Source organism: Geodermatophilus sp. SYSU D00814, assembly GCF_054050055.1.
This window is the reverse complement of record NZ_JBJGYP010000020.1, coordinates 43,543-62,599: the sequence shown is the minus strand read 5'-3', so window position 1 is coordinate 62,599 and position 19,057 is coordinate 43,543. Positions and strand designations below refer to the sequence as shown.

At 76.6% G+C, this 19,057-nt stretch carries 21 protein-coding genes; 18 read left to right on the top strand and 3 right to left on the bottom strand.

The features are described from left to right. Window positions 1-10 precede the first annotated feature (10 nt). The 8 genes from tilS (at window position 11) to ACI780_RS16570 (ending at window position 6,795) form a co-directional block, all read left to right on the top strand. Entirely contained in the window at window positions 11-1,021 is a 1,011-nt protein-coding gene (gene tilS, locus ACI780_RS16605) for a tRNA lysidine(34) synthetase TilS (RefSeq protein WP_457004279.1), read from the top strand. Beyond that, complete coding sequence (hpt, locus tag ACI780_RS16600) at window positions 1,018-1,605, top strand: hypoxanthine phosphoribosyltransferase (RefSeq protein ID WP_457004277.1); 588 nt, start codon at window positions 1,018-1,020, stop codon at window positions 1,603-1,605. Before tilS ends, hpt begins: the two co-directional genes overlap by 4 nt. Before the next feature lie 218 nt (window positions 1,606-1,823). Next, on the top strand, window positions 1,824-3,875 hold the full coding sequence (gene ftsH, locus ACI780_RS16595; RefSeq protein WP_457004275.1) for an ATP-dependent zinc metalloprotease FtsH: 2,052 nt from the start codon (window positions 1,824-1,826) through the stop codon (window positions 3,873-3,875). Window positions 3,876-3,903: 28 nt separating this feature from the next. After that, window positions 3,904-4,521, top strand: a complete 618-nt coding sequence (gene folE, locus ACI780_RS16590) for a GTP cyclohydrolase I FolE (protein WP_456868902.1) — start codon at window positions 3,904-3,906, stop codon at window positions 4,519-4,521. 10 nt (window positions 4,522-4,531) lie between these two features. After that, the gene (gene folP, locus ACI780_RS16585; protein WP_457004273.1) at window positions 4,532-5,395 is read left to right on the top strand and encodes a dihydropteroate synthase; all 864 of its coding nucleotides are present in this window, start codon (window positions 4,532-4,534) and stop codon (window positions 5,393-5,395) included. Continuing rightward, window positions 5,388-5,780 carry a dihydroneopterin aldolase gene (gene folB / locus ACI780_RS16580; RefSeq protein WP_457004271.1) on the top strand — a complete coding sequence of 131 codons (393 nt, stop codon included), beginning with the start codon at window positions 5,388-5,390 and terminating at the stop codon, window positions 5,778-5,780. The genes folP and folB overlap by 8 nt, the downstream gene beginning before the upstream one ends. Then, the gene (folK, locus tag ACI780_RS16575; protein ID WP_457004269.1) at window positions 5,777-6,280 is read left to right on the top strand and encodes a 2-amino-4-hydroxy-6-hydroxymethyldihydropteridine diphosphokinase; all 504 of its coding nucleotides are present in this window, start codon (window positions 5,777-5,779) and stop codon (window positions 6,278-6,280) included. Before folB ends, folK begins: the two co-directional genes overlap by 4 nt. Next, entirely contained in the window at window positions 6,277-6,795 is a 519-nt protein-coding gene (locus ACI780_RS16570; RefSeq protein ID WP_456868898.1) for a DUF3180 domain-containing protein, read from the top strand. Before folK ends, ACI780_RS16570 begins: the two co-directional genes overlap by 4 nt. Window positions 6,796-6,820: 25 nt before the next feature. Here the strand turns inward: ACI780_RS16570 and ACI780_RS16565 are convergent, their stop codons facing one another. Continuing rightward, on the bottom strand, window positions 6,821-7,384 hold the full coding sequence (locus ACI780_RS16565; RefSeq protein ID WP_457004267.1) for a TetR/AcrR family transcriptional regulator: 564 nt from the start codon (window positions 7,382-7,384) through the stop codon (window positions 6,821-6,823). A 71-nt stretch (window positions 7,385-7,455) separates the two neighbouring features. Between ACI780_RS16565 and ACI780_RS16560 the strand changes: the two genes are divergently transcribed. Continuing rightward, the gene (locus tag ACI780_RS16560; RefSeq protein ID WP_457004265.1) at window positions 7,456-8,121 is read left to right on the top strand and encodes a GAP family protein; all 666 of its coding nucleotides are present in this window, start codon (window positions 7,456-7,458) and stop codon (window positions 8,119-8,121) included. Between the two features lie 11 nt (window positions 8,122-8,132). On the opposite strand, the gene ACI780_RS16555 is transcribed toward ACI780_RS16560, so the two are convergent. Continuing rightward, entirely contained in the window at window positions 8,133-9,260 is a 1,128-nt protein-coding gene (locus ACI780_RS16555; RefSeq protein ID WP_457004263.1) for an ABC transporter ATP-binding protein, read from the bottom strand. Window positions 9,261-9,338: 78 nt separating this feature from the next. Here ACI780_RS16555 and ACI780_RS16550 point away from each other — a divergent pair, with 78 nt between their 5' ends. The 4 genes from ACI780_RS16550 to ACI780_RS16535 all read left to right on the top strand — a co-directional run bounded on the left by ACI780_RS16550 (window position 9,339) and on the right by ACI780_RS16535 (window position 13,212). Next, window positions 9,339-10,070 carry an ABC transporter permease gene (locus ACI780_RS16550; protein WP_457004262.1) on the top strand — a complete coding sequence of 244 codons (732 nt, stop codon included), beginning with the start codon at window positions 9,339-9,341 and terminating at the stop codon, window positions 10,068-10,070. Then, window positions 10,067-10,804, top strand: coding sequence for an ABC transporter permease (locus ACI780_RS16545; protein WP_456868893.1), 738 nt, complete (start codon window positions 10,067-10,069; stop codon window positions 10,802-10,804). Before ACI780_RS16550 ends, ACI780_RS16545 begins: the two co-directional genes overlap by 4 nt. Before the next feature lie 157 nt (window positions 10,805-10,961). Further along, window positions 10,962-11,972, top strand: coding sequence for a glycine betaine ABC transporter substrate-binding protein (locus tag ACI780_RS16540; protein ID WP_456868892.1), 1,011 nt, complete (start codon window positions 10,962-10,964; stop codon window positions 11,970-11,972). Between the two features lie 187 nt (window positions 11,973-12,159). Continuing rightward, window positions 12,160-13,212 (top strand): DUF6779 domain-containing protein, encoded by a 1,053-nt coding sequence (locus ACI780_RS16535; RefSeq protein ID WP_457004260.1) that lies wholly within the window; start codon window positions 12,160-12,162, stop codon window positions 13,210-13,212. On the opposite strand, the gene ACI780_RS16530 is transcribed toward ACI780_RS16535, so the two are convergent. After that, on the bottom strand, window positions 13,209-13,955 hold the full coding sequence (locus tag ACI780_RS16530) for an SDR family oxidoreductase (RefSeq protein ID WP_456868890.1): 747 nt from the start codon (window positions 13,953-13,955) through the stop codon (window positions 13,209-13,211). The genes ACI780_RS16535 and ACI780_RS16530 overlap by 4 nt on opposite strands. 301 nt (window positions 13,956-14,256) lie before the next feature. On the opposite strand from ACI780_RS16530, the gene ACI780_RS16525 reads away from it, so the two are divergent. From ACI780_RS16525 to nadC, 5 genes are read left to right on the top strand one after another with little or no spacing between them, the layout of a single operon-like run. Beyond that, window positions 14,257-15,201: a Rossmann-like and DUF2520 domain-containing protein gene (locus ACI780_RS16525; protein ID WP_456868889.1), complete on the top strand. Its 945-nt coding sequence runs from the start codon at window positions 14,257-14,259 to the stop codon at window positions 15,199-15,201. Beyond that, the gene (panC, locus tag ACI780_RS16520; protein ID WP_457004257.1) at window positions 15,198-16,052 is read left to right on the top strand and encodes a pantoate--beta-alanine ligase; all 855 of its coding nucleotides are present in this window, start codon (window positions 15,198-15,200) and stop codon (window positions 16,050-16,052) included. The genes ACI780_RS16525 and panC overlap by 4 nt, the downstream gene beginning before the upstream one ends. Then, window positions 16,049-16,474, top strand: coding sequence for an aspartate 1-decarboxylase (gene panD, locus ACI780_RS16515; RefSeq protein WP_456868887.1), 426 nt, complete (start codon window positions 16,049-16,051; stop codon window positions 16,472-16,474). The genes panC and panD overlap by 4 nt, the downstream gene beginning before the upstream one ends. Continuing rightward, window positions 16,471-18,153: an L-aspartate oxidase gene (locus ACI780_RS16510; RefSeq protein WP_457004254.1), complete on the top strand. Its 1,683-nt coding sequence runs from the start codon at window positions 16,471-16,473 to the stop codon at window positions 18,151-18,153. The genes panD and ACI780_RS16510 overlap by 4 nt, the downstream gene beginning before the upstream one ends. Continuing rightward, complete coding sequence (nadC, locus tag ACI780_RS16505; protein ID WP_457004252.1) at window positions 18,150-19,055, top strand: carboxylating nicotinate-nucleotide diphosphorylase; 906 nt, start codon at window positions 18,150-18,152, stop codon at window positions 19,053-19,055. The genes ACI780_RS16510 and nadC overlap by 4 nt, the downstream gene beginning before the upstream one ends. Window positions 19,056-19,057 lie beyond the last annotated feature (2 nt).

The following is a 19,057-nucleotide window of genomic DNA, read 5'->3' as shown; positions in this document are numbered from 1 at the left end:
GCCGCCCCGGGTGAGCGGCCCGCCGGCCGCGGTCGCGCGCGTCCGCAGCGCCGTCCGGCCCGGGCTGCGCGCCGACGCCCGGCCGGTGCTGGTGGCCGTCAGCGGGGGAGCGGACTCCCTCGCGCTGGCCGCCGCCGTGGCGTTCGAGGCGCCGCGCGCCGGGGTGCCGGCCGGGGCGGTCACCGTCGACCACGGCCTGCAGCCGGGCTCGGCGCAGCGCGCCGCGTCGACGGCGGAGCTGCTGCGCGGGCTCGGCCTGGACCCGGTGCGCGTGGTCGCCGTCGACGTCGGCACCGGTGGGGGACCGGAGGCCGCCGCCCGCACCGCTCGCTACGCGGCGCTGTCGGGCGAGGCCGCCGCGCACGGCGCCCGCGTCGCGCTCGGCCACACCCTCGACGACCAGGCCGAGACGGTGCTGCTCGGCCTGGGCCGCGGCTCGGGCCCGCGCTCGGTCGCCGGCATGGTCGCCGACCGCCCGCCGTGGTGGCGGCCGCTGCTGGAGGTCCGCCGCGCCACCACCCGCGCGGCGTGCGCGGCGCTCGGCCTGCCGGTCTGGGACGACCCGTGGAACACCGACCCGGCCCTGCGGCGCGCCCGGCTGCGCGCCGAGGTGCTGCCGCTGCTCGAGGACGTCCTCGGCGGCGGCGTCGCCCCGGCCCTCGCCCGGACCGCGGAGCTGCTGCGGGAGGACCTCGACGCCCTCGACGCGCTGGCCGACGGGCACCTGGCCCGGCTGGCCGGCCCGGCGGGCCTGCCGGCCGCCGACCTCGCCGCGCTGCCGGCCGCGCTGCGCCGGCGGGTGCTGCGCGGCTGGCTGCGCGACGGCGGGGTGCCGGACCTGCAGGCGGTGCACCTCACCGCCGTCGACGCGCTGGTCGCGGCCTGGCGCGGCCAGGGGCCGGTGACCCTCCCCGGCGGTGCGGAGGCGCTCCGGGCGTCTGGCAGGCTGGTGCTGCGGCCCGCCGGCTCCCCGGGCGGGAGGGCCGGTCAGGCACCCGATCCGGAGGAGCAACGCACATGAGCGAGACCGCGTCGGCCTCTGCGCTGCTGGGGCCCGACCACGGCTACGGCCCCGACATCGACCACGTGCTGCTCTCCGAGGACCAGATCCAGGCCAAGATCGGTGAGCTCGCCGAGCAGGTCGCGCGCGACTACGCCGGCCGCGAGGTGCTGCTGGTCGGCGTCCTCAAGGGCGCGGTGCTCTTCATGAGCGACTTCGCCCGGGCGCTGCGGCTGCCCACGCAGATGGAGTTCATGGCCGTCTCCTCCTACGGCAGCGCCACCAGCTCCTCGGGCGTGGTGCGGATCCTCAAGGACCTCGACCGCGACATCAGCGACCGGCACGTGCTCGTCCTCGAGGACATCATCGACAGCGGGCTGACCCTGTCGTGGCTGCTGAAGAACCTGGGCAGCCGCCGGCCGGCGTCCCTGGAGGTCTGCACGCTGCTGCGCAAGCCCGACGCGATCAAGGTCGAGGTGCCGGTGCGCTACGTCGGCTTCGACATCCCCAACGAGTTCGTCGTCGGCTACGGCCTGGACTACGCCGAGCGCTACCGCGACCTGCCCTACATCGGCACCCTCAAGCCCGAGGTCTACGAGACCTGACCCCCGGAGGAGGGCCCCCCGCGGCTCCTCCCGAGGGGTGAGCGGGCGGCGTCCGTGCAGTTCGCACACAGGGGACGCACAGCCGTCCCGGTGTACCGTCGAGGCCTACGACGCCTGACCGAGCGCCAGGGTGCCCGCCCGGGTCGCGCGGAGCGTCACCCGGACGATCAGGAGGGTCGACGGGCCAGGCCGGCGCCCCGGCCGCCCGGCATCGGTGTATGGAACGCAAGAAGATCTTCCGCTCCGTGTGGTTCTGGGTCGTGCTCGTCGTCCTGGTGGCCCTCGGCCTGTCCGCCGTGTTCAGCGGCGGCTCGGCCTACGAGCCGGTCGGGACCTCCGTCGCGCTCCAGCAGATCGAGGACGGCAACGTCGAGTCCGTCACGATCAACGACAAGGAGCAGACGCTCGACCTGGACCTGCGGGACCCGGTCGACGGCAACTCCCAGATCAGCGCCTCGTACCCGATCGGCGCCTCCGACGACGTCTTCGCCCTGGTCTCCGGGCTCGGCCCGGACGGCCAGCCCGCCGGTGACGGCGTGGAGTTCACGACGAACGTGACGCAGGACAGCGTCTTCGTCAGCGTGCTGATCAGCTTCCTGCCGTTCCTCATCCTCCTGCTGCTGCTGTTCTGGCTGTTCAACTCCATGCAGGGCGGCGGCCGCGGCGTCATGGCCTTCGGCAAGTCGAAGGCCAAGGTGGTCAGCAAGGACACCCCGAAGACGACGTTCGCCGACGTCGCCGGGGCCGACGAGGCCATCGAGGAGCTCCAGGAGATCAAGGACTTCCTCGCCAACCCGGTGAAGTTCCAGGCGGTCGGCGCCAAGATCCCCAAGGGCGTGCTGCTGTTCGGCCCGCCCGGCACCGGCAAGACGCTGCTGGCGCGCGCCGTGGCCGGGGAGGCCGGCGTGCCGTTCTTCTCGATCTCCGGGTCGGACTTCGTCGAGATGTTCGTCGGCGTCGGCGCCAGCCGGGTGCGCGACCTGTTCGAGCAGGCCAAGACCAACGCCCCGGCGATCATCTTCGTCGACGAGATCGACGCCGTCGGCCGCCACCGCGGCGCCGGCATGGGCGGCGGGCACGACGAGCGCGAGCAGACCCTCAACCAGATGCTCGTCGAGATGGACGGCTTCGACGTCAAGGGCGGCGTCATCATGATCGCCGCCACCAACCGGCCCGACATCCTCGACCCGGCGCTGCTGCGCCCGGGCCGCTTCGACCGGCAGATCGCCGTCGACCGGCCCGACCTGGAGGGCCGCAAGCGGATCCTCGAGGTGCACGCCAAGGGCAAGCCGCTCGCGCCAGACGTCGACCTCGAGACCGTCGCCCGCCGCACCCCCGGCTTCACCGGTGCCGACCTCGCCAACGTGCTCAACGAGGGCGCGCTGCTCACCGCCCGCGGCAACGCCACCGTCATCACCGACGCCGTCCTCGAGGAGGCGATCGACCGCGTCATCGCCGGCCCCGAGCGCAAGACGCGGGCGATGAGCGAGAAGGAGAAGAAGGTCACCGCCTACCACGAGGGCGGGCACGCCCTGGTGGCGCACGCACTGCCCAACCTGGACCCGGTGCACAAGGTGACCATCCTGCCGCGCGGCCGCTCCCTCGGGCACACCCTCGTGCTGCCCACCGAGGACAAGTACACCCAGACCCGCTCGGAGATGATCGACACCCTCGCCTACGCCCTCGGCGGGCGCGCGGCCGAGGAGCTGGTCTTCCACGAGCCGACCACCGGCGCGGGCAACGACATCGAGAAGGCCACCTCCATGGCCCGCGCGATGGTCACCCAGTACGGCATGAGCGCCAAGCTCGGCGCGGTCAAGTACGGCAGCACCGACTCCGAGCCGTTCCTCGGCCGGGACATGGGCTCGCGGCCGGACTACTCCGAGGCCGTCGCCGCCGACATCGACGGCGAGATCCGCGCGCTCATCGAGGCCGCGCACGACGAGGCGTGGGAGATCCTCGTGGAGTACCGGGCCGTCCTCGACCAGCTCGTGCTCGAGCTGATCGAGAAGGAGACCCTCTCCAAGGAGGACATGGCCCGCATCTGCGCGCCGGTCACCAAGCGGCCCTCGCTCGCGCCCTACAACGGGTTCGGCAAGCGCACGCCCTCGGACCAGCCGCCGGTGCTCACCCCCGCCGAGGCCGCCGCGGCCAACGGCCACGGTGCCGGCCACGGGGCCACCGCGGTCGGGGCCAACGGCAACGGCACCGGGCTGGTCAAGGGCGGCACCAACCCGGTCGGGGACATCGGCGCACCCGTCCAGCGGTGAGCGGGTGCGCGAGCTCGGCGGACGTGGCATGAGCGTCCTCCCCGAGGAACCCGAGGACGAGGTCCGCCCCGACCCGGCGCGGATCGACTCCGCGCGCGCCGAGGCGGCCGTGCGCGAGCTGCTGATCGCGGTCGGGGAGGACCCCGACCGGCCCGGGCTGCGCGACACCCCCGCCCGGGTGGCGCGCGCCTACGCGGAGACCTTCGCCGGCATCTGGCAGGACCCCGGCGAGATCCTCGCAACGGTCTTCGACGAGGACCACGACGAGCTGGTGCTGGTCAAGGACATCCCGATGTACTCGACCTGCGAGCACCACCTGGTGCCCTTCCACGGCGCCGCGCACGTCGGCTACATCCCGGGCGAGGACGGCCGGGTGACCGGGCTGTCGAAGCTGGCCCGGCTGGTCGACGTCTACGCGCGCCGCCCGCAGGTGCAGGAGCGGATGACCCGGCAGATCGCCGACGCCCTCGCCGAGCACCTCAAGCCGCGCGGCGTGATCGTCGTCGTCGAGGCCGAGCACCTGTGCATGGGCATGCGCGGGATCCGCAAGCCCGGCTCGACCACGGTCACCTCCGCCGTGCGCGGCATCTTCCGCGACAACCCCGCCACCCGCGCCGAGGCGATGAGCCTCGTCCTGGGTCGATGAAGCCCGGCCGGTGAGCGCACCCGGGGCGCAGCTGCTGCACCCGGGACGGTGCGTGGTGATGGGCGTCCTCAACGTCACGCCCGACTCCTTCTCCGACGGCGGCTGCTTCGCCGACCGGGACTCCGCGGTCGCCCACGGCCTGGCGATGGCCGCCGCCGGCGCGGACTACGTCGACGTGGGCGGTGAGTCCACCCGCCCGGGCGCCGACCGGGTCGACGCCGCCGAGGAGCGCCGCCGCGTCGTCCCCGTCGTCCGGGACCTGGCCGCCGCCGGTGTCCGGGCGAGCGTCGACACCACCCGCACCGAGGTCGCCGAGGCCGCACTCGCGGCCGGGGCGGTGCTGGTCAACGACATCAGCGGCGGGCTGGCCGACGACGGGATGGCCGCGCTGGTCGCCGACGCCGGCGTCCCGTGGGTGCTCATGCACTGGCGCGGCCACAGCCGGGAGATGTACGCCCGCGCCGAGTACGACGACGTCGTCGGCGAGGTCTGCGCGGAGCTGTCCGCCCGGGTCGACGCCGCGCTGGCCGCCGGGGTCGACACCACCCAGCTCGTGCTCGACCCCGGCCTGGGCTTCGCCAAGCAGGCCGCGCACAACTGGGCGCTGCTCGCCGCGCTGCCCCGGCTGGTCGCCCTCGGCCTGCCGGTGCTGGTCGGCAGCTCCCGCAAGTCCTTCCTCGGCCGGCTGCTCGCCGGCCCCGGCGGGGCGCCGCGCCCCGCGGCCGGGAGGGACGCCGCCACCCTCGCCACCACCGTCCTGGCCGCCGAGGCCGGCGCCTGGGGGGTGCGGGTCCACGACGCCGCCGCCTCCGCCGACGCCGTCGCCACCGTGGCCGCCGTCCAGCGCGCCCGCGAGGAGAGCCGCCGTGACTGAGCAGCCCACCCCCGGCGGCGGCACCCCCGACCGGATCGCCGTCCGCGGGCTGACCGCGCACGCCCACCACGGCGTCTACGGCTTCGAACGCGACAACGGGCAGACGTTCTCCGTCGACGCCGTCCTCGAGGTCGACACCGCCCCGGCCGCCGCCACCGACGACCTCGCGCTGACGGTGAACTACGCCGAGCTCGCCCAGCGGCTGCACGCCGTGCTCACCGGCGAGCCGGTCGACCTGCTCGAGACGCTGTGCCGGCGGCTGGCCGACGCCTGCCTGGCCGACCCGCTGGTGCAGGCCGCCGAGATCACCGTGCACAAGCCGCAGGCCGACCTCGGCGTCCCCTTCGACGACGTCACCGTCACCATCCGGCGTGAGCGCCCGTGAGCCGCGCCGTCCTGTCCCTGGGCGCCAACCTCGGCGACCGCGCCGGGGCCCTGCGCGGCGCGATCGAGGCGCTGCGGCCCGACGGGCTGGTGGCCCGCTCCCGGCTGTACGAGACCCCGCCGTGGGGCCCGGTCGAGCAGCCGCCCTACCTCAACGCCGTGGTGGTCGTCCGCGGCGAGCGCGACGCCGCCGGCTGGCTGGCCCGTGCGCACGAGCTCGAGCAGGCCGCCGGGCGCACCCGTGAGGTCCGCTGGGGGGCGCGCACCCTCGACGTCGACGTCGTCACGGTGACCGGCGAGGACGGCACCCCGGTGCTCTCCGACGACCCGGCCCTCACGCTGCCGCACCCGCGCGCCCACGAGCGCGCGTTCGTGCTGGTGCCGTGGCTGTCGCTGGACCCCGCCGCCGTGCTGCCCGGCCGCGGCCCGGTGGCCGACCTGGTGGCCGCGCTGCCGCCGGAGGACGTCGCCGCGGTCGTGCCGTGGGAGCACCTGCGGTGAGGCCGGTCAACCGACGGGACCTCGTGGTGGTCGCCGCCGGGCTGGCGCTCGCCTCCTGGCTGGTCGTGCGGGCCACCTACGGGTCGCTGCCGCCGCTGCGCTGGTGGCTGCCGGTCCCGCTGGCCGTGCTGGCGGTCGCCGAGGCGCTCGGCGCCCGCACCCTGCGCGCCCGTCTCGCCGCCCAGCGCGCCGCCCGCCGCGGCGGACCGCGCCGCGAGGAGCCCGGCGCCCCGCTGGTGCGCCCGGTCGAGCCGATGCTGGTCGCCCGTCTGGCGGTGCTCGCCCAGGCCAGCGCCTACGTGGGCGCCGTCTTCACCGGGGTGTGGGCCGGCGTGCTGGTGCACGTGGCGCCGTCGGTGGCCCGCCTCTCGGCCGCCGGCAGCGACACCGTCACCGCCGTCGTCGGGATCGCGTGCGCCGCGGCGCTGACCGCGGCGGCGCTGTGGCTGGAGTCGGTCTGCCGGGTCCCGCCCGACGGCGACGACGAGCCGCCGGGCGACGGCGTCCGGGCCTGACCGGGCCGGACGACCCGGGCCTCGATCACCGCGGCCTCGACGACCAGGGCCTCGACACGGCGGCCAGCACCGTCTCGGTGACCAGCCGATCGAGGTCGGCGGCGGCCACCCGGCCGGTGCGCAGGCCCTCGGCGGCGCCGACGACCAGCCAGGTCACGGTGATCACGACCCAGTCGGCCGGGAGGTCGACGCGGAAGTCGCCGGCCTCCTGCCCGCGCCGCACCAGCGCGCGGATGCGGTCGTCGGTGGCCCGCGCCCGCGCGAGCAGGTCGGCCTCGACCTGGTCGGCCAGCGGCTGCACCGCGAGCGCGCCGTGCTGCGGTCCGAGCGCGGCCAGCCCGGTCGACACCCGCCGCAGCGCCTCCGGCGCCGGACCGGACTCCGGCTCCGCCCGGTCGACCGCCCCGGCGTACGCCTCCACCGCACGCCTGGACAGGTCGGCCACCAGCGCCGCGCGGGAGGGGTGCCGGCGGAACAGGGTGGCGCGGCTGACCCCGGCGGCGGCGGCGATCTCCTCCATCGAGGCGCCCGGGCGCCCGGCCAGCAGGCGGGCCGCGGCTCGGGCGATCGTCTCGTCGTCCGTGGGCACGGGCGCTCCTCTCGTCGTGATATGACAGCGTCTCAGATGAGACGATAAAGTCTCAGCATGGACGTCGTGTCATGAGCGGTGAGCTGCTGGCGGGACTCGCGGGACTCGCCCTCCTCGACTCGGTCAACCCCGCGACGATCCTCGGGGTCGCCCTCATCCTGCTGTCCCCGGTCGCGCATCCCGGCCGGGTCGCCCTGCTCTACGTGGCCGGGGCCTACGCCACGGTCCTCGCCGCCGGGACCGCGCTGTACCTCGGTGCCGGGACGCTGGCCGACGCCCTGCAGGGCGGGACCGTGTGGATCCGCCGCGCGGCCCTGGCCCTGGCCGCAGTCCTGCTGCTGGTGGCGGCCGTCCGCCGGCTGCGGACCCGCCCTCGGCGCGAGGTGCGGCTGCCGCCGTGGTTCGGGACCTGGACGGCCCTCCCGGCCGGGGTGCTGGTGACCGCCGCCGACCTCCCCAACGCCTTCCCCTACCTGGTCGCGATCGAGCGGCTGCTGGCCGCCGCCGTCCCGGTCCTCCCGGCGGTGGGGCTGCTGGCCGGCTACGCCCTGGTCTACTGCCTGCCCTGCCTGGTGCTGCTCGCCGCCGGCCTGTCGCACGGGCAGCGGGTGCGCGACCGGCTCCAGGCGCTCCGGCGCCGCGCCGCGGGCGACGGGACCGTGCGGGCCAGAGTCCCGAAGGCGGCGCTGCTGGTCGGCGCCGCCTTCGCCGTGGGAGGGCTCGCCGCCGTCGTGTGACGGTCGGCGGCTCAGCCGTTCCCGGCGATCGCTGCGCCGGCGGTCTCCGGCGCCGTGCCCTCCACCGACCGGCGCAGCGCCGCGTGCAGCGAGGTGGGGGTGAGCACCCCGAGGAAGACGTCGCCGTGGAGCACCGCGACCCAGCCCGCCTCGTGCTGCAGCATCGTGGCGAACGCCGTCTTCAGCGTCGCGTCGACCGGCACCCAGGCCTCCATCCGCCGCGCGGCCGACCCCACCGTGCCCGCGCCGGTGGCCCGCTCGGCCGACAGCCAGCCGTGCAGCCGGCCGTCGTCGTCGAGGACGACCGCCCACCGGGCGCCGACGGCGGCCATCGAGGCCCGGGCGTCGGCCAGCCCGTCGGCGACGTGCACCACCGGCGGCCGCTCCAGGTCCTCGACCGAGATGCCGGTGACCGCCAGCCGCTTGAGCCCGCGGTCGGCCCCGACGAAGTCGGCGACGAAGTCGTTGGCCGGGCGGCCCAGCAGTTCGGCGGGCGGAGCGAACTGCTCCACGTGCCCGCCGTAGCTCATCACCGCGATCCGGTCGCCGATGCGGACGGCCTCCTCGATGTCGTGGGTGACGAACACGATCGTCTTGCGCACCGTCTCCTGCAGCCGGAGGAACTCCGTCTGCAGCCGCTCGCGCACCACCGGGTCGACCGCCGAGAACGGCTCGTCCATGAGCAGGACGGCGGGGTCGGCGGCCAGCGCCCGCGCCACCCCGGCCCGCTGCCGCTGCCCGCCGGAGAGCTGGGCGGGGTAGCGGTCGCCGTGGACGGCGGGGTCCAGGCCCACCGTGGTCAGCAGCTCGTCGACCCGCTCGCGGGTGCGCCGCCGGTCCCAGCCGAGCAGCCGCGGCACGGTGGCCACGTTCGCCCGCACCGTCTGGTGGGGGAAGAGGCCGACGTTCTGGATGACGTAGCCGATGCGGCGGCGCAGCCGGTCGGCGTCGACGCGGGTGACGTCCTCGCCGCCGAGCAGGATGCGACCCGTCGTCGGCTCGATCACCCGGTTGATCATCTTCATGGTGGTGGTCTTGCCGCAGCCGGAGGGGCCGACGAGGACGCTGAGCTCCCCGGCGGCGAAGGTCAGGTCCAGCTGCGCCACGCCGACGGTGCCGTCGGGGTAGGTCTTGCTCACCCCCTCGAGCCGGATCTCCTGTGCGGTGCCGTCCCCGGCAGCGCGCTGCGGACCCGTCCCGGCAGTAGCGTCCACGGGGTGACCTCCCTGGGTGCGCGCCCTCTGGTGGACGCGGTGAGCGACCCGGTGGTGGGGCTGCTCGCGGTGGACGAGGCCCCGAACCCGTGGTTCGACCCGTCCTACGTGACCGACAACTGGGACACCATCCTGGCCTACACCGGCGAGCACGTCCGCCTCACCGTGCTCGCGGTGGTCATCGGGGCGGCGCTCGCGCTGCCGCTCGCGCTGCTCGCCCGCCGCAGCCGCTACCTGTCGGCGCCGGTGCTGGGGCTGTCCACCGTCGTCTACACGATCCCGTCGCTGGCGATGTTCGCGCTGCTGGTGCCCTTCACCGGGCTGTCGTCGAACACCGTGCTCATCGGGCTGGTCGCGTACTCGCTGGTCATCCTGGTCCGCAACTTCCTCGCCGGCCTGCAGGGGGTGCCCGCCGACGTCCGCGAGGCCGCCCGCGGGATGGGGCTGTCGCCGGCGCAGACGTTCCGGCGGGTGGACCTGCCCCTCGCGCTCCCGGCGTTCATGGCCGGGCTGCGGATCGCGACGGTGTCCACCGTGGCGCTCACGACGGTCGGCGTCCTGGTCGGCCACGGCGGGCTGGGCCAGCTGATCACCGGCGGGTTCGCCGCGAACTTCTACCGCGCCGAGATCGTCACCGGGGCGGTCGGCTGCGTGCTGCTCGCGCTGCTGGCCGACGTCCTGCTGGCCGCGGCCGAGCGGGCGCTCACCCCCTGGACGCGGGCGGTGCGGACGTGAACGACTTCGAGCGGGCGCTGCTGTACCTCAACGACCCGTACAACTGGACCCGGCCCAACGGGATCCTCGACCTCGCCGTCGAGCACCTGGTCATCTCGGCCGTGGCGGTGCTCGCGGCGATGGTCGTCGCGCTGCCGATCGGCACGGCGCTGGGCACCGCCCGCCGCGGCGGCGGGCTGGTCGTGGTGCTGTCCAACGTCAGCCGCGCGGTGCCCACCCTGGCGCTGCTCACCCTGTTCGCGGTGAGCCCCATCGGCTTCGGCAACCGGGCGACGACGATCGCCCTGGCCGTCTTCGCGATCCCGCCGATCCTGACCAACACCTTCGTCGGGTTCCGCGGTGTCGACCCCGAGCTGCGCGAGGCCGCCCGCGGCATGGGCATGAGCCGCGGGCAGGTGCTCCGCCGCGTCGAGGTGCCGCTGGCCCTGCCGCTGGTGATGACCGGGATCCGCACCGCCGCCGTCCAGGTGGTGGCGACGGCGGGGCTGGCCGCGCTGGTCGGTGGCGGGGGGCTGGGCCGGCTGATCAACCTCGGCTTCGGCCAGCAGGACTACGGCGTCATGATCGCCGGGGCCATCCTCGTGGCCGGGCTCGCCCTGTTGACGGAGGCGGTCCTGGCGGCGCTGTCCTGGGCGGTCACCCCGGGCCCCCGCCGGCTGCCGTTCCTGCACGTCAGGGCCTCGAGGACGCCCGGTGGCGTTCCGGAACCGACGGCCAGCGGCGTTCCGCTGTGACCCCGGGGCCGCGGCCGAGCGCTCCCGTGTAACGACCGGACAACACATCCGCTCCGTGATTGCCCTGGGCGGATCGCCGGGGGTTGCATGTGCGCGCGGGGACCCCCGCCAGACACGCGTCGCGGCCCGCGCCGCACGGGACACAGAAGGCGGACACATGCGTCAGCCACGCGCACTCACCCCCCTCCTGCTCGCCGGGCTCCTGCTCACCGCCGCCTGCGGCGAGTCGGGCTCCTCCGGTACCGGCGGCTCCACCGCCAGCGGCTCGGCCGCCGGCGGCGACGCCTGCGCCCCGGTGGCCGGCGACCAGCTCGTCGTCCTCGAGGACGACCAGCAGCTGCAGAACGCCGACAACATCGTCCCGGCGATCACCTCGGCCACCGCCGCCGCCAACCCGGCGCTGCTGCCGGCGCTGGACGCGGTGTCGGCCGCGATGACCACCGACCAGCTCATCGACATGAACGCCGCGGTGGACCTCGAGCGGCAGAGCGCCGAGGACGTCGCCGCCGCGTGGGTCGAGGAGAGCGGGGTGACCGACGGCCTCGAGCAGGGCAGCGGGCCGATCATCGTCGGCGCCGGCAACTTCACCGAGTCGACGATCCTCGCCAACGTCTACGCCGGGGTCCTCGACGCCGCCGGGTTCGACGCCAGCGTGCGCGAGGTCGGCAACCGCGACACCTACCTCCCCGCGCTCATCTCCGGCACCGACCTGCAGGTCTTCCCGGAGTACCTGGCCACCGTGACCGAGGCGCTCAACGCGCAGGTCAACGGCCCCAACCCGACCCCGATCGCCAGCGGCGACCCGCAGGCCACCCGGGACGCCCTGCAGCCGCTGGCCGACCAGGTCGGGCTGACCTTCGGCACCCCGTCGGAGGCCGCCGACCAGAACGCCTTCGCGGTGACCCAGGAGTTCGCCGACCAGCTCGGCGTCAGCACGCTGTCCGAGCTCGCCGACGCCTGCGGCGACGGGTCGCTGGTCCTGGGCGGTCCGGCCGAGTGCCCGACCCGGCCGTTCTGCCAGCCGGGGCTGGAGCAGACCTACGGCCTGCAGTTCGCCGAGTTCCGGGAGTTCGACGCCGGCGGCCCGCTGACCAAGGCCGCGATCCAGCAGGGCGAGGTCTCGATGGGCCTGGTCTTCAGCTCCGACGGCGCCCTCGCCCAAGGCTGACGACCGGCGGATCCGGGGAGGGCCTGCCGAGTGAGCAGGTGTGGGTGCCCGGCACAGCGCGCCAGTGCGTGTCGCGGACCACACCTGCTCACTCGGGCCGCGGGCTCTCGACACCGGGGGGAGCCCGCGGCACACGGGACGACTGCGTGCCGCGACCAGGGGCTCGCTCACCGTTACCCTGAGTGCCGTGCGGACGACGGGGGAGGGGACCGGCGGGGCCCGGTCGTCCCGGCGGGTCGCCGGGCTGGCGCTCGGCTGCGCCGCCGCCGTCGGCGCCACCGCGGTGGTCTTCCTGAGCGACGACCCGCAGGTGCTGCGCGTCGCCGTGGTCGCCGTCGCCTGGGCCTGCCTGCTGGCCGCCTTCGCCACCGCGCGCCCCGCCCGCGACGACGACCGCGCGCCCGGACCCGCCGGCCCGGCCGTCCCCGGCGAGACGGCGGCCGAGCTGCGGGCGGCCCACCGGCGCGAGCTCGACACCCTGCGCGAGACCGAGCGGGAGCGCACCGAGCAGGTGCGCCGCGACGCCGAGGCCGCCGTCCGCCGGGAGCTCGACGCCCTGCGCGCGGAGCTCACCGGCCTGCGCGAGGGGCTGTCCGCACTCGACGCGCTGCGCCGCGAGGTGGCCGCGGCCGGCGCGCTGCACGGGGAGCTGCACGCCGGGCTGGCCGGGCTGGGCGCGCTGCGGGCCGACGTCGGGCGGCTGCGCGCCGAGCTGGGCGAGCGGCTCGCCGGCCCGCTCTCGGGGGAGATGCGGGTCGAGCGGGTGGTGATGCACGCCCAGTCGGTGCGCACCGGGCCCGGCCGCGAGCCGCTGGAGCCGGCCACCGCGGCGTGGTCGGCCGACGTCGCCCGCGAGCTGACCGGCGACTGGTCCGCCGTCCCGGTCGAGCCGCAGCCCGCGCCGGTGGCCCGCCCGCTGCCCGCCGTCCCCGTGCCCCCGGCGGCCGACCGGGGCCACCCGGCCCGCCGCCGCACCGACCCGCCGGCCGCGCCGCACGCGCCGGCGACCTACGAGCGGCCGACCGTCCAGCGCCCCGCCGTGCACACCGTGGCGGCCGGTCACGCCGGCACCGCGGCCGTGCCCGCCGGGCCGGCCGACGACCCGGGCGCCGCCCGGCTGGCGGAGATCCTCGCCGAGAGCGGCGTGCGGCCCGGCGGCCGCCGGCGGCGCTACCGCGACGAGGCACCCGACGACGGCGCGCCGGACCAGGACGTGCCGGCGCGGGTCCTCGGACGCTAGGCCGGACCCCGGGAGAGCGCGCCGCCGTCGAGCACCAGGGTCTGCCCGGTGACCCAGCCGGCGCCCAGCAGGTAGGCCGCGGCCTCGCCCACGTCCTCGGGCTCCCCGAGCCGGCCGACCGGGTAGGCGCGGGCGGCCTCCTCCTCGCGGCCCTCGTACAGCGCGCCGGCGAAGCGGGTCTTGACCACCGCCGGGGCCACCCCGTTGACCGTCACCCGCGGCCCCAGCTCGACGGCCAGCTGGGTGACCAGGTTGACCAGCGCCGCCTTGCTCACGCCGTAGCCGCCGATCATCGGCGAGGACTTGAGCCCCGCCACCGAGGCCACCACCAGCACCGAGCCGCCGTGCTCGGCCATCCACGCCCGCCAGGCCTCCTGCACCAGGCCCAGCGTGCCGACGACGTTGGTGTCGAGGATCTTGCGGAAGGCATCGAGGTCGAGGTCGACCATCGGGCCGTAGACCGGGTTGATGCCGACGTTGCCGACCAGGTGGTCGAGGCTGCCGAAGCGTTCGACGGCGGTGCGCACAGCCTCGGTCCGGTGCGCGGCGTCCCCGGCGTTCCCGGCCACGCCCACCGCGACCTCCGGGCCGCCGAGCGCGGTGACCGCCTCCTCCAGTGCCTCCGGCTTGCGGGCGGTGAGCACCACCCGGGCACCCCGGTCGACCAGGCTGCGCGCGATCGCCAGCCCGATGCCGCGGCTGCCGCCGGTGACCAGTGCCGTGCGTCCCTCGAACGTGCCCACGCCCGCCCCCTCGTGTCCGCCGGCGGCCGCGTCGGCGCCGGTGCCGCCGCCCACGGTAGGGAGCGCCCGCGGCCCGCCCCTGACCCGGGCAGCGTGACCCACTCCACAGGGCGGCGCGTTGCCACTCGCGGCGGGCCGACCCACACTCGCCATCAGCGAGCCGTCCGCGTGACACACCCGGTCGCAGCGGGCGCCCCGCCGGCACACCCGAGCACCACCCCGCACCCCCCGGGGCGTCGACGACGACGGCCCGGCCACCGAGTCCGGTACCCGCGAGGGACTGGAACGAGAGGTGACCGCGATGCCTGCTGCCCGCAGGACCCCCCGCGCCGCCGGGCTCCCGCCCGCCGACAGCGCCCCCGCCCGGCTCCGCGTCGGGATCATCGGTGCCGGCCGCGTCGGCGCCGTCCTGGGCGCCGCCCTCGCCGCCGCAGGCCACGACGTGGTCGCCGCCTCCGGCCTGTCCGCCGCGTCCGCCGAGCGCGCCCGCCGGCTGCTGCCCGGCGTCCCGCTGCTGCCCGCCGACGAGGTCGTCGCCGCGGCCGACCTGGTCGTCCTGGCCGTGCCCGACGACATCCTCACCGGGCTGGTCGCCGGCCTCGCCGGCACCGGTTCCTGGCGCGCCGGCCAGATCGCCTTCCACACCTCCGGCGCCCACGGCCTGTCCGCCCTCGAGCCCGCCGAGCGAGCCGGCGTCCTGCCGCTCGCGCTGCACCCGGCCATGACCTTCACCGGCGTCCCCGAGGACGCCGACCGGCTGCCCGGCACCCCCTTCGGCGTCACCAGCCGGCCCGCCCACCGGCCGGTCGCCGAGACCCTGGTGCTCGAGATGGGCGGCGAGCCGTTCTTCGTCGCCGAGGACGACCGGCGGCTCTACCACGCCGCGCTGGTCACCGGCGCCAACCACCTGGTCACCCTCGTCGCCGAGGCCGCCGACCTGCTGCGCGCCGCCGGCGTCGACAGCCCCGCCCGGGTGCTGGCCCCGCTGCTCACCGCCGCGCTGGACAACGGGCTGCGCCGCGGCGACCGCGGGCTCACCGGCCCGGTCAGCCGCGGCGACGTCGGCACCGTCGCCGACCACCTCGAGACGCTCACCGACCGGGCCCCCGCGTCGGTGGCCGCCTACGTCGCCATGGCGCAGCGCACCACCGAGCGCGCGCTGGCCGCGGGCCGGCTCAAGCGGCACGAGGGCGCCCCGCTGCTCGACCTGCTCTACGAGGCCGCCGACCCGGCGGGCTCGCGGTGACCACGAGCACCCGCCCGGTCGTCGCCGAGACCGCGGCGCGGCTGCGCGACGTCGTCGCCGGGCTGCCCGGCCCGGTCGCCCTGGTGCCCACCATGGGCGCGCTGCACGAGGGGCACCGCACGCTGGTGCGCGCCGCCCGCGAGCGGGCCGGGAGCGTGGTCGTCTCGGTGTTCGTCAACCCGACCCAGTTCGGCCCCGGCGAGGACCTCGACCGCTACCCCCGCACCTGGGACGCCGACCTCGACGCGCTCACCGAGGAGCGCGCCGACGTCGTCTTCCACCCGCCGGTCGACGAGGTGTACCCGCCGGGCGCGCTCGGCGTGACCGTCGACCCCGGCCCGCGCGGCGCGGTGCTCGAGGGCGCGGTGCGGCCCGGGCACTTCGCCGGCGTGCTCACCGTCGTCGCGAAGCTGTTCGGCCTGGCCCGGCCGGACCTCGCGTTCTTCGGCGAGAAGGACTACCAGCAGCTCACCCTCGTCCGGGCCATGGTCCGCGAGCTCGCGCTGCCGGTGGAGGTCGTCGGCGTGCCCACCGTCCGCGAGGACGACGGCATGGCGCTGTCGAGCCGCAACCGCTACCTCTCGCCCAGGGAGCGGGCCCGCGCGGCCACGGTGAGCCGGGCACTGCGCGCCGGGGCCGACGCCGGTCCCCGGGGCGCCGACGCCGTCCTCGCCGCGGCGGGGGAGGTCCTCGCCACCGCGCCGCAGCTGGTGCCCGACTACCTCGAGCTCACCGGCCCCGACCTCGGCCCCGCGCCCGCGGCCGGCCCCGCCCGCCTGCTGGTCGCCGTCCGCGCCGGCAGCACCCGACTCCTCGACAACACCGCCGTCCTGCTGGGAGGCCCCCGATGATGCGCACGATGCTCAAGTCCAAGATCCACCGGGCGACGGTGACCCAGGCCGACCTCCACTACGTCGGGTCGGTGACGATCGACGAGGACCTGCTCGACGCCGCCGACCTGCTCCCCGGCGAGCAGGTCGCGATCGTCGACGTCACCAACGGGGCCCGGCTGGAGACCTACGCCATCCCCGGCGAGCGGGGCAGCGGCGTGATCGGCATCAACGGCGCCGCCGCGCACCTGGTGCACCCGGGCGACCTGGTCATCCTGATCAGCTACGGCGTCATGGACGAGACCGAGGCCAAGGCGTACATCCCGAAGGTCGTGCACGTCGACGGCGCCAACCGCGTCGTCGAGCTCGGCGGCGACCCGTCCGCCCCCGTCCCCGGCGCGCAGGACCAGCGCCGCAGCGACCTCGGCGTGCCGGTCCGGTGACCACGCTCGCGGCGCCGACCGTCACCGGGCTGCCCACCCGGCTCGCCGCCCCGGCGCCCGGGTGGGAGCTGTCGGCCGACGTCTGCGTCGTCGGCTCCGGTGTCGCCGGGCTGTGCGTCGCGCTGCACGCGCGCGCGGCCGGCCTGTCGGTCGCCGTCGTCACCAAGGTCCGGGTCGACGACGGCTCGACCCGCTGGGCCCAGGGCGGCATCGCCGCCGTGCTCGACCCCGCCGACACCCCGGAGGCGCACGCCCGCGACACGGAGGTGGCCGGCGTCGGGCTGTGCGAGCCGGCCGCCGTGCGCGCCCTGGTGACCGAGGGCCCGGCCCGGCTGCACCAGCTCATCGGGTGGGGCGCCGGCTTCGACCGCGACGCCGAGGGCCGGCTGCTGCTGACCCGCGAGGGCGGGCACACCGCCGACCGGATCGTGCACGCCGGCGGCGACGCCACCGGGGCCGAGGTCATGCGCGCGCTGTGCGAGGCGGTGCACGCCGACCCCGCCATCACCCTCGTCGAGCACGCGATGGTGCTCGACCTGCTCACCGACGCCACCGGCCGCGCCGCGGGGGTCACCCTGCACGTCCTCGGCGAGGGGACCGAGGACGGCGTCGGCGCGGTGCGCTCCCGCGCGGTCGTGCTCGCCACCGGCGGGATGGGGCAGGTCTACGCCGCCACCACGAACCCGCCGGTCTCCACCGGCGACGGCGTGGCGCTGGGCCTGCGCGCCGGCGCGGTCGCCACCGACCTCGAGTTCGTGCAGTTCCACCCGACGTCGCTGTACCTGGGCCCCGGCGTCCGCGGGCAGCAGCCACTGGTCAGCGAGGCGCTGCGCGGCGAGGGCGCGGTGCTGCGCGACGACGCGGGGGAGCGGTTCATGCTCGGCGTGCACTCGCTGGCCGAGCTCGCCCCGCGCGACGTCGTCGCCAAGGCGATCACCCGGGTGCAGCTGCGCGACGGCGTCGACCACGTGTGGCTCGACGCCCGCGGGATCCCCGGGGTGGCGCAGCGGTTCCCGACGATCGTCGCGCGCTGCCGGGCCGGCGGCGTCGACCCGGTCAGCGAGCTGGTGCCGGTCACCCCCGCCGCGCACTACGCCTCCGGCGGGCTGGCCACCGACCTGTCCGGGCGCACCACCGTCCCGGGCCTCTACGCCTGCGGCGAGGTGGCCTGCACCGGGGTGCACGGGGCCAACCGGCTGGCGTCGAACTCGCTGCTGGAGGGGCTGGTGTTCGCCGCCCGCATCGGGGAGGACCTGGCCCGCGCGCTGCCGCCCTCGGCCCCGGCGGTGGCGGCGGCCCCGGCGACGGGCGGGCTGCTCGACCCGGCCGGGCGCCGGGCGGTCACCGACACCATGTCGGGCCGGGTCGCGGCGCTGCGCTCGGGCGCCGGGCTGGCCGAGGCCACGTCCGCGCTGGCCGGGCTCGCCGCCTCGCTGGCCGACGGGCCGGGCGCGGCGCCCGGCGTCGAGAGCTGGGAGGCCACCGGGCTGCTCACGGTCGCCAGCGCGCTGACCGCCGCGGCCACCGCCCGGGAGGAGACCCGCGGCTGCCACTGGCGCGAGGACCACCCCGACAGCGAGGAGCGGTGGCGGGTGCACCTCGACGTCCGCCTCGACGGCGACGGGCGGCTGACGCTGACCCGCCGCCCGGTCGGCGCGCCGGTGGGAACCCCGTGGTGAGCGCCGACCCGCGCTCGCTGGAGGGCACCGGGCTGTCGGAGGCGTGGGTCGACGACCTCGTGGAGCGCACGCTGGCCGAGGACCTCGCCGGCGGCGCGGTGCTGCCCAGCGAGCCCGACCTGGCCGTCACCCTCGACGTCACCAGCGCCGCCACCGTGCCGCCCGCCCAGTACGGGACCGTCGACCTCGTCGCCCGCGCCGACGGCGTCGTCGCCGGCCTGCCGGTCGCCGCCCGGGTGTTCACCCGGCTGGCGCCCGGCGCGACGCTCACCGCCGGGGCCGCCGACGGCGCCCGGGTCGCCCGCGGCGACGTGCTGCTCACCGTGCGCGGCCCGGTGCGGGCGCTGCTGGCCGCCGAGCGCAGCGCGCTCAACATCGCCAGCCGGGCCAGCGGCATCGCCACCGCCACCCGCGCCTGGGTCGACGCCGTGGCCGGCACCGGGGCGGTGGTCCTCGACACCCGCAAGACCACGCCGGGCCTGCGCCCGCTGGAGAAGTACGCCGTGCGCTGCGGCGGCGGGTCGAACAAGCGGATGGGCCTCTACGACGTCGCGATGGTGAAGGACAACCACGTCGCTGCCGCCGGCTCGGTCGCGGCCGCCGTCGCCGCGGTGCGCGAGCGGGCGCCGCGGGTGCCGGTGCAGGTGGAGGCCGACACCCCGGCGCAGGCGCTGGAGGCGGTCGAGGCCGGCGCGGACTTCCTGCTGCTGGACAACATGCCCCCCGCGCAGCTGCGCGAGGTCGTGGCGCTGGTCGGCGGCCGCGCGGAGCTGGAGGCCACCGGCGGGCTGACCCTCGCCGTCGCCCGCGAGGTGGCCGCGACCGGCGTGGACTTCCTGTCGGTCGGCGCGCTCACGCACTCCTCGCCGATCCTCGACCTCGCCCTCGACCTGCGGAGCTGAGC

What these genes read in the sequence shown, in the direction of transcription:
- hpt (WP_457004277.1), top strand. Translation starts at nt 1,018, where the DNA reads ATGAGCGAGACCGCGTCGGCCTCTGCGCTGCTGGGGCCCGACCACGGC.
- ftsH (WP_457004275.1), top strand. Translation starts at nt 1,824, where the DNA reads ATGGAACGCAAGAAGATCTTCCGCTCCGTGTGGTTCTGGGTCGTGCTC.
- folE (WP_456868902.1), top strand. Translation starts at nt 3,904, where the DNA reads ATGAGCGTCCTCCCCGAGGAACCCGAGGACGAGGTCCGCCCCGACCCG.
- ACI780_RS16560 (WP_457004265.1), top strand. Translation starts at nt 7,456, where the DNA reads ATGAGCGGTGAGCTGCTGGCGGGACTCGCGGGACTCGCCCTCCTCGAC.
- ACI780_RS16540 (WP_456868892.1), top strand. Translation starts at nt 10,962, where the DNA reads ATGCGTCAGCCACGCGCACTCACCCCCCTCCTGCTCGCCGGGCTCCTG.
- ACI780_RS16525 (WP_456868889.1), top strand. Translation starts at nt 14,257, where the DNA reads ATGCCTGCTGCCCGCAGGACCCCCCGCGCCGCCGGGCTCCCGCCCGCC.
- panD (WP_456868887.1), top strand. Translation starts at nt 16,049, where the DNA reads ATGATGCGCACGATGCTCAAGTCCAAGATCCACCGGGCGACGGTGACC.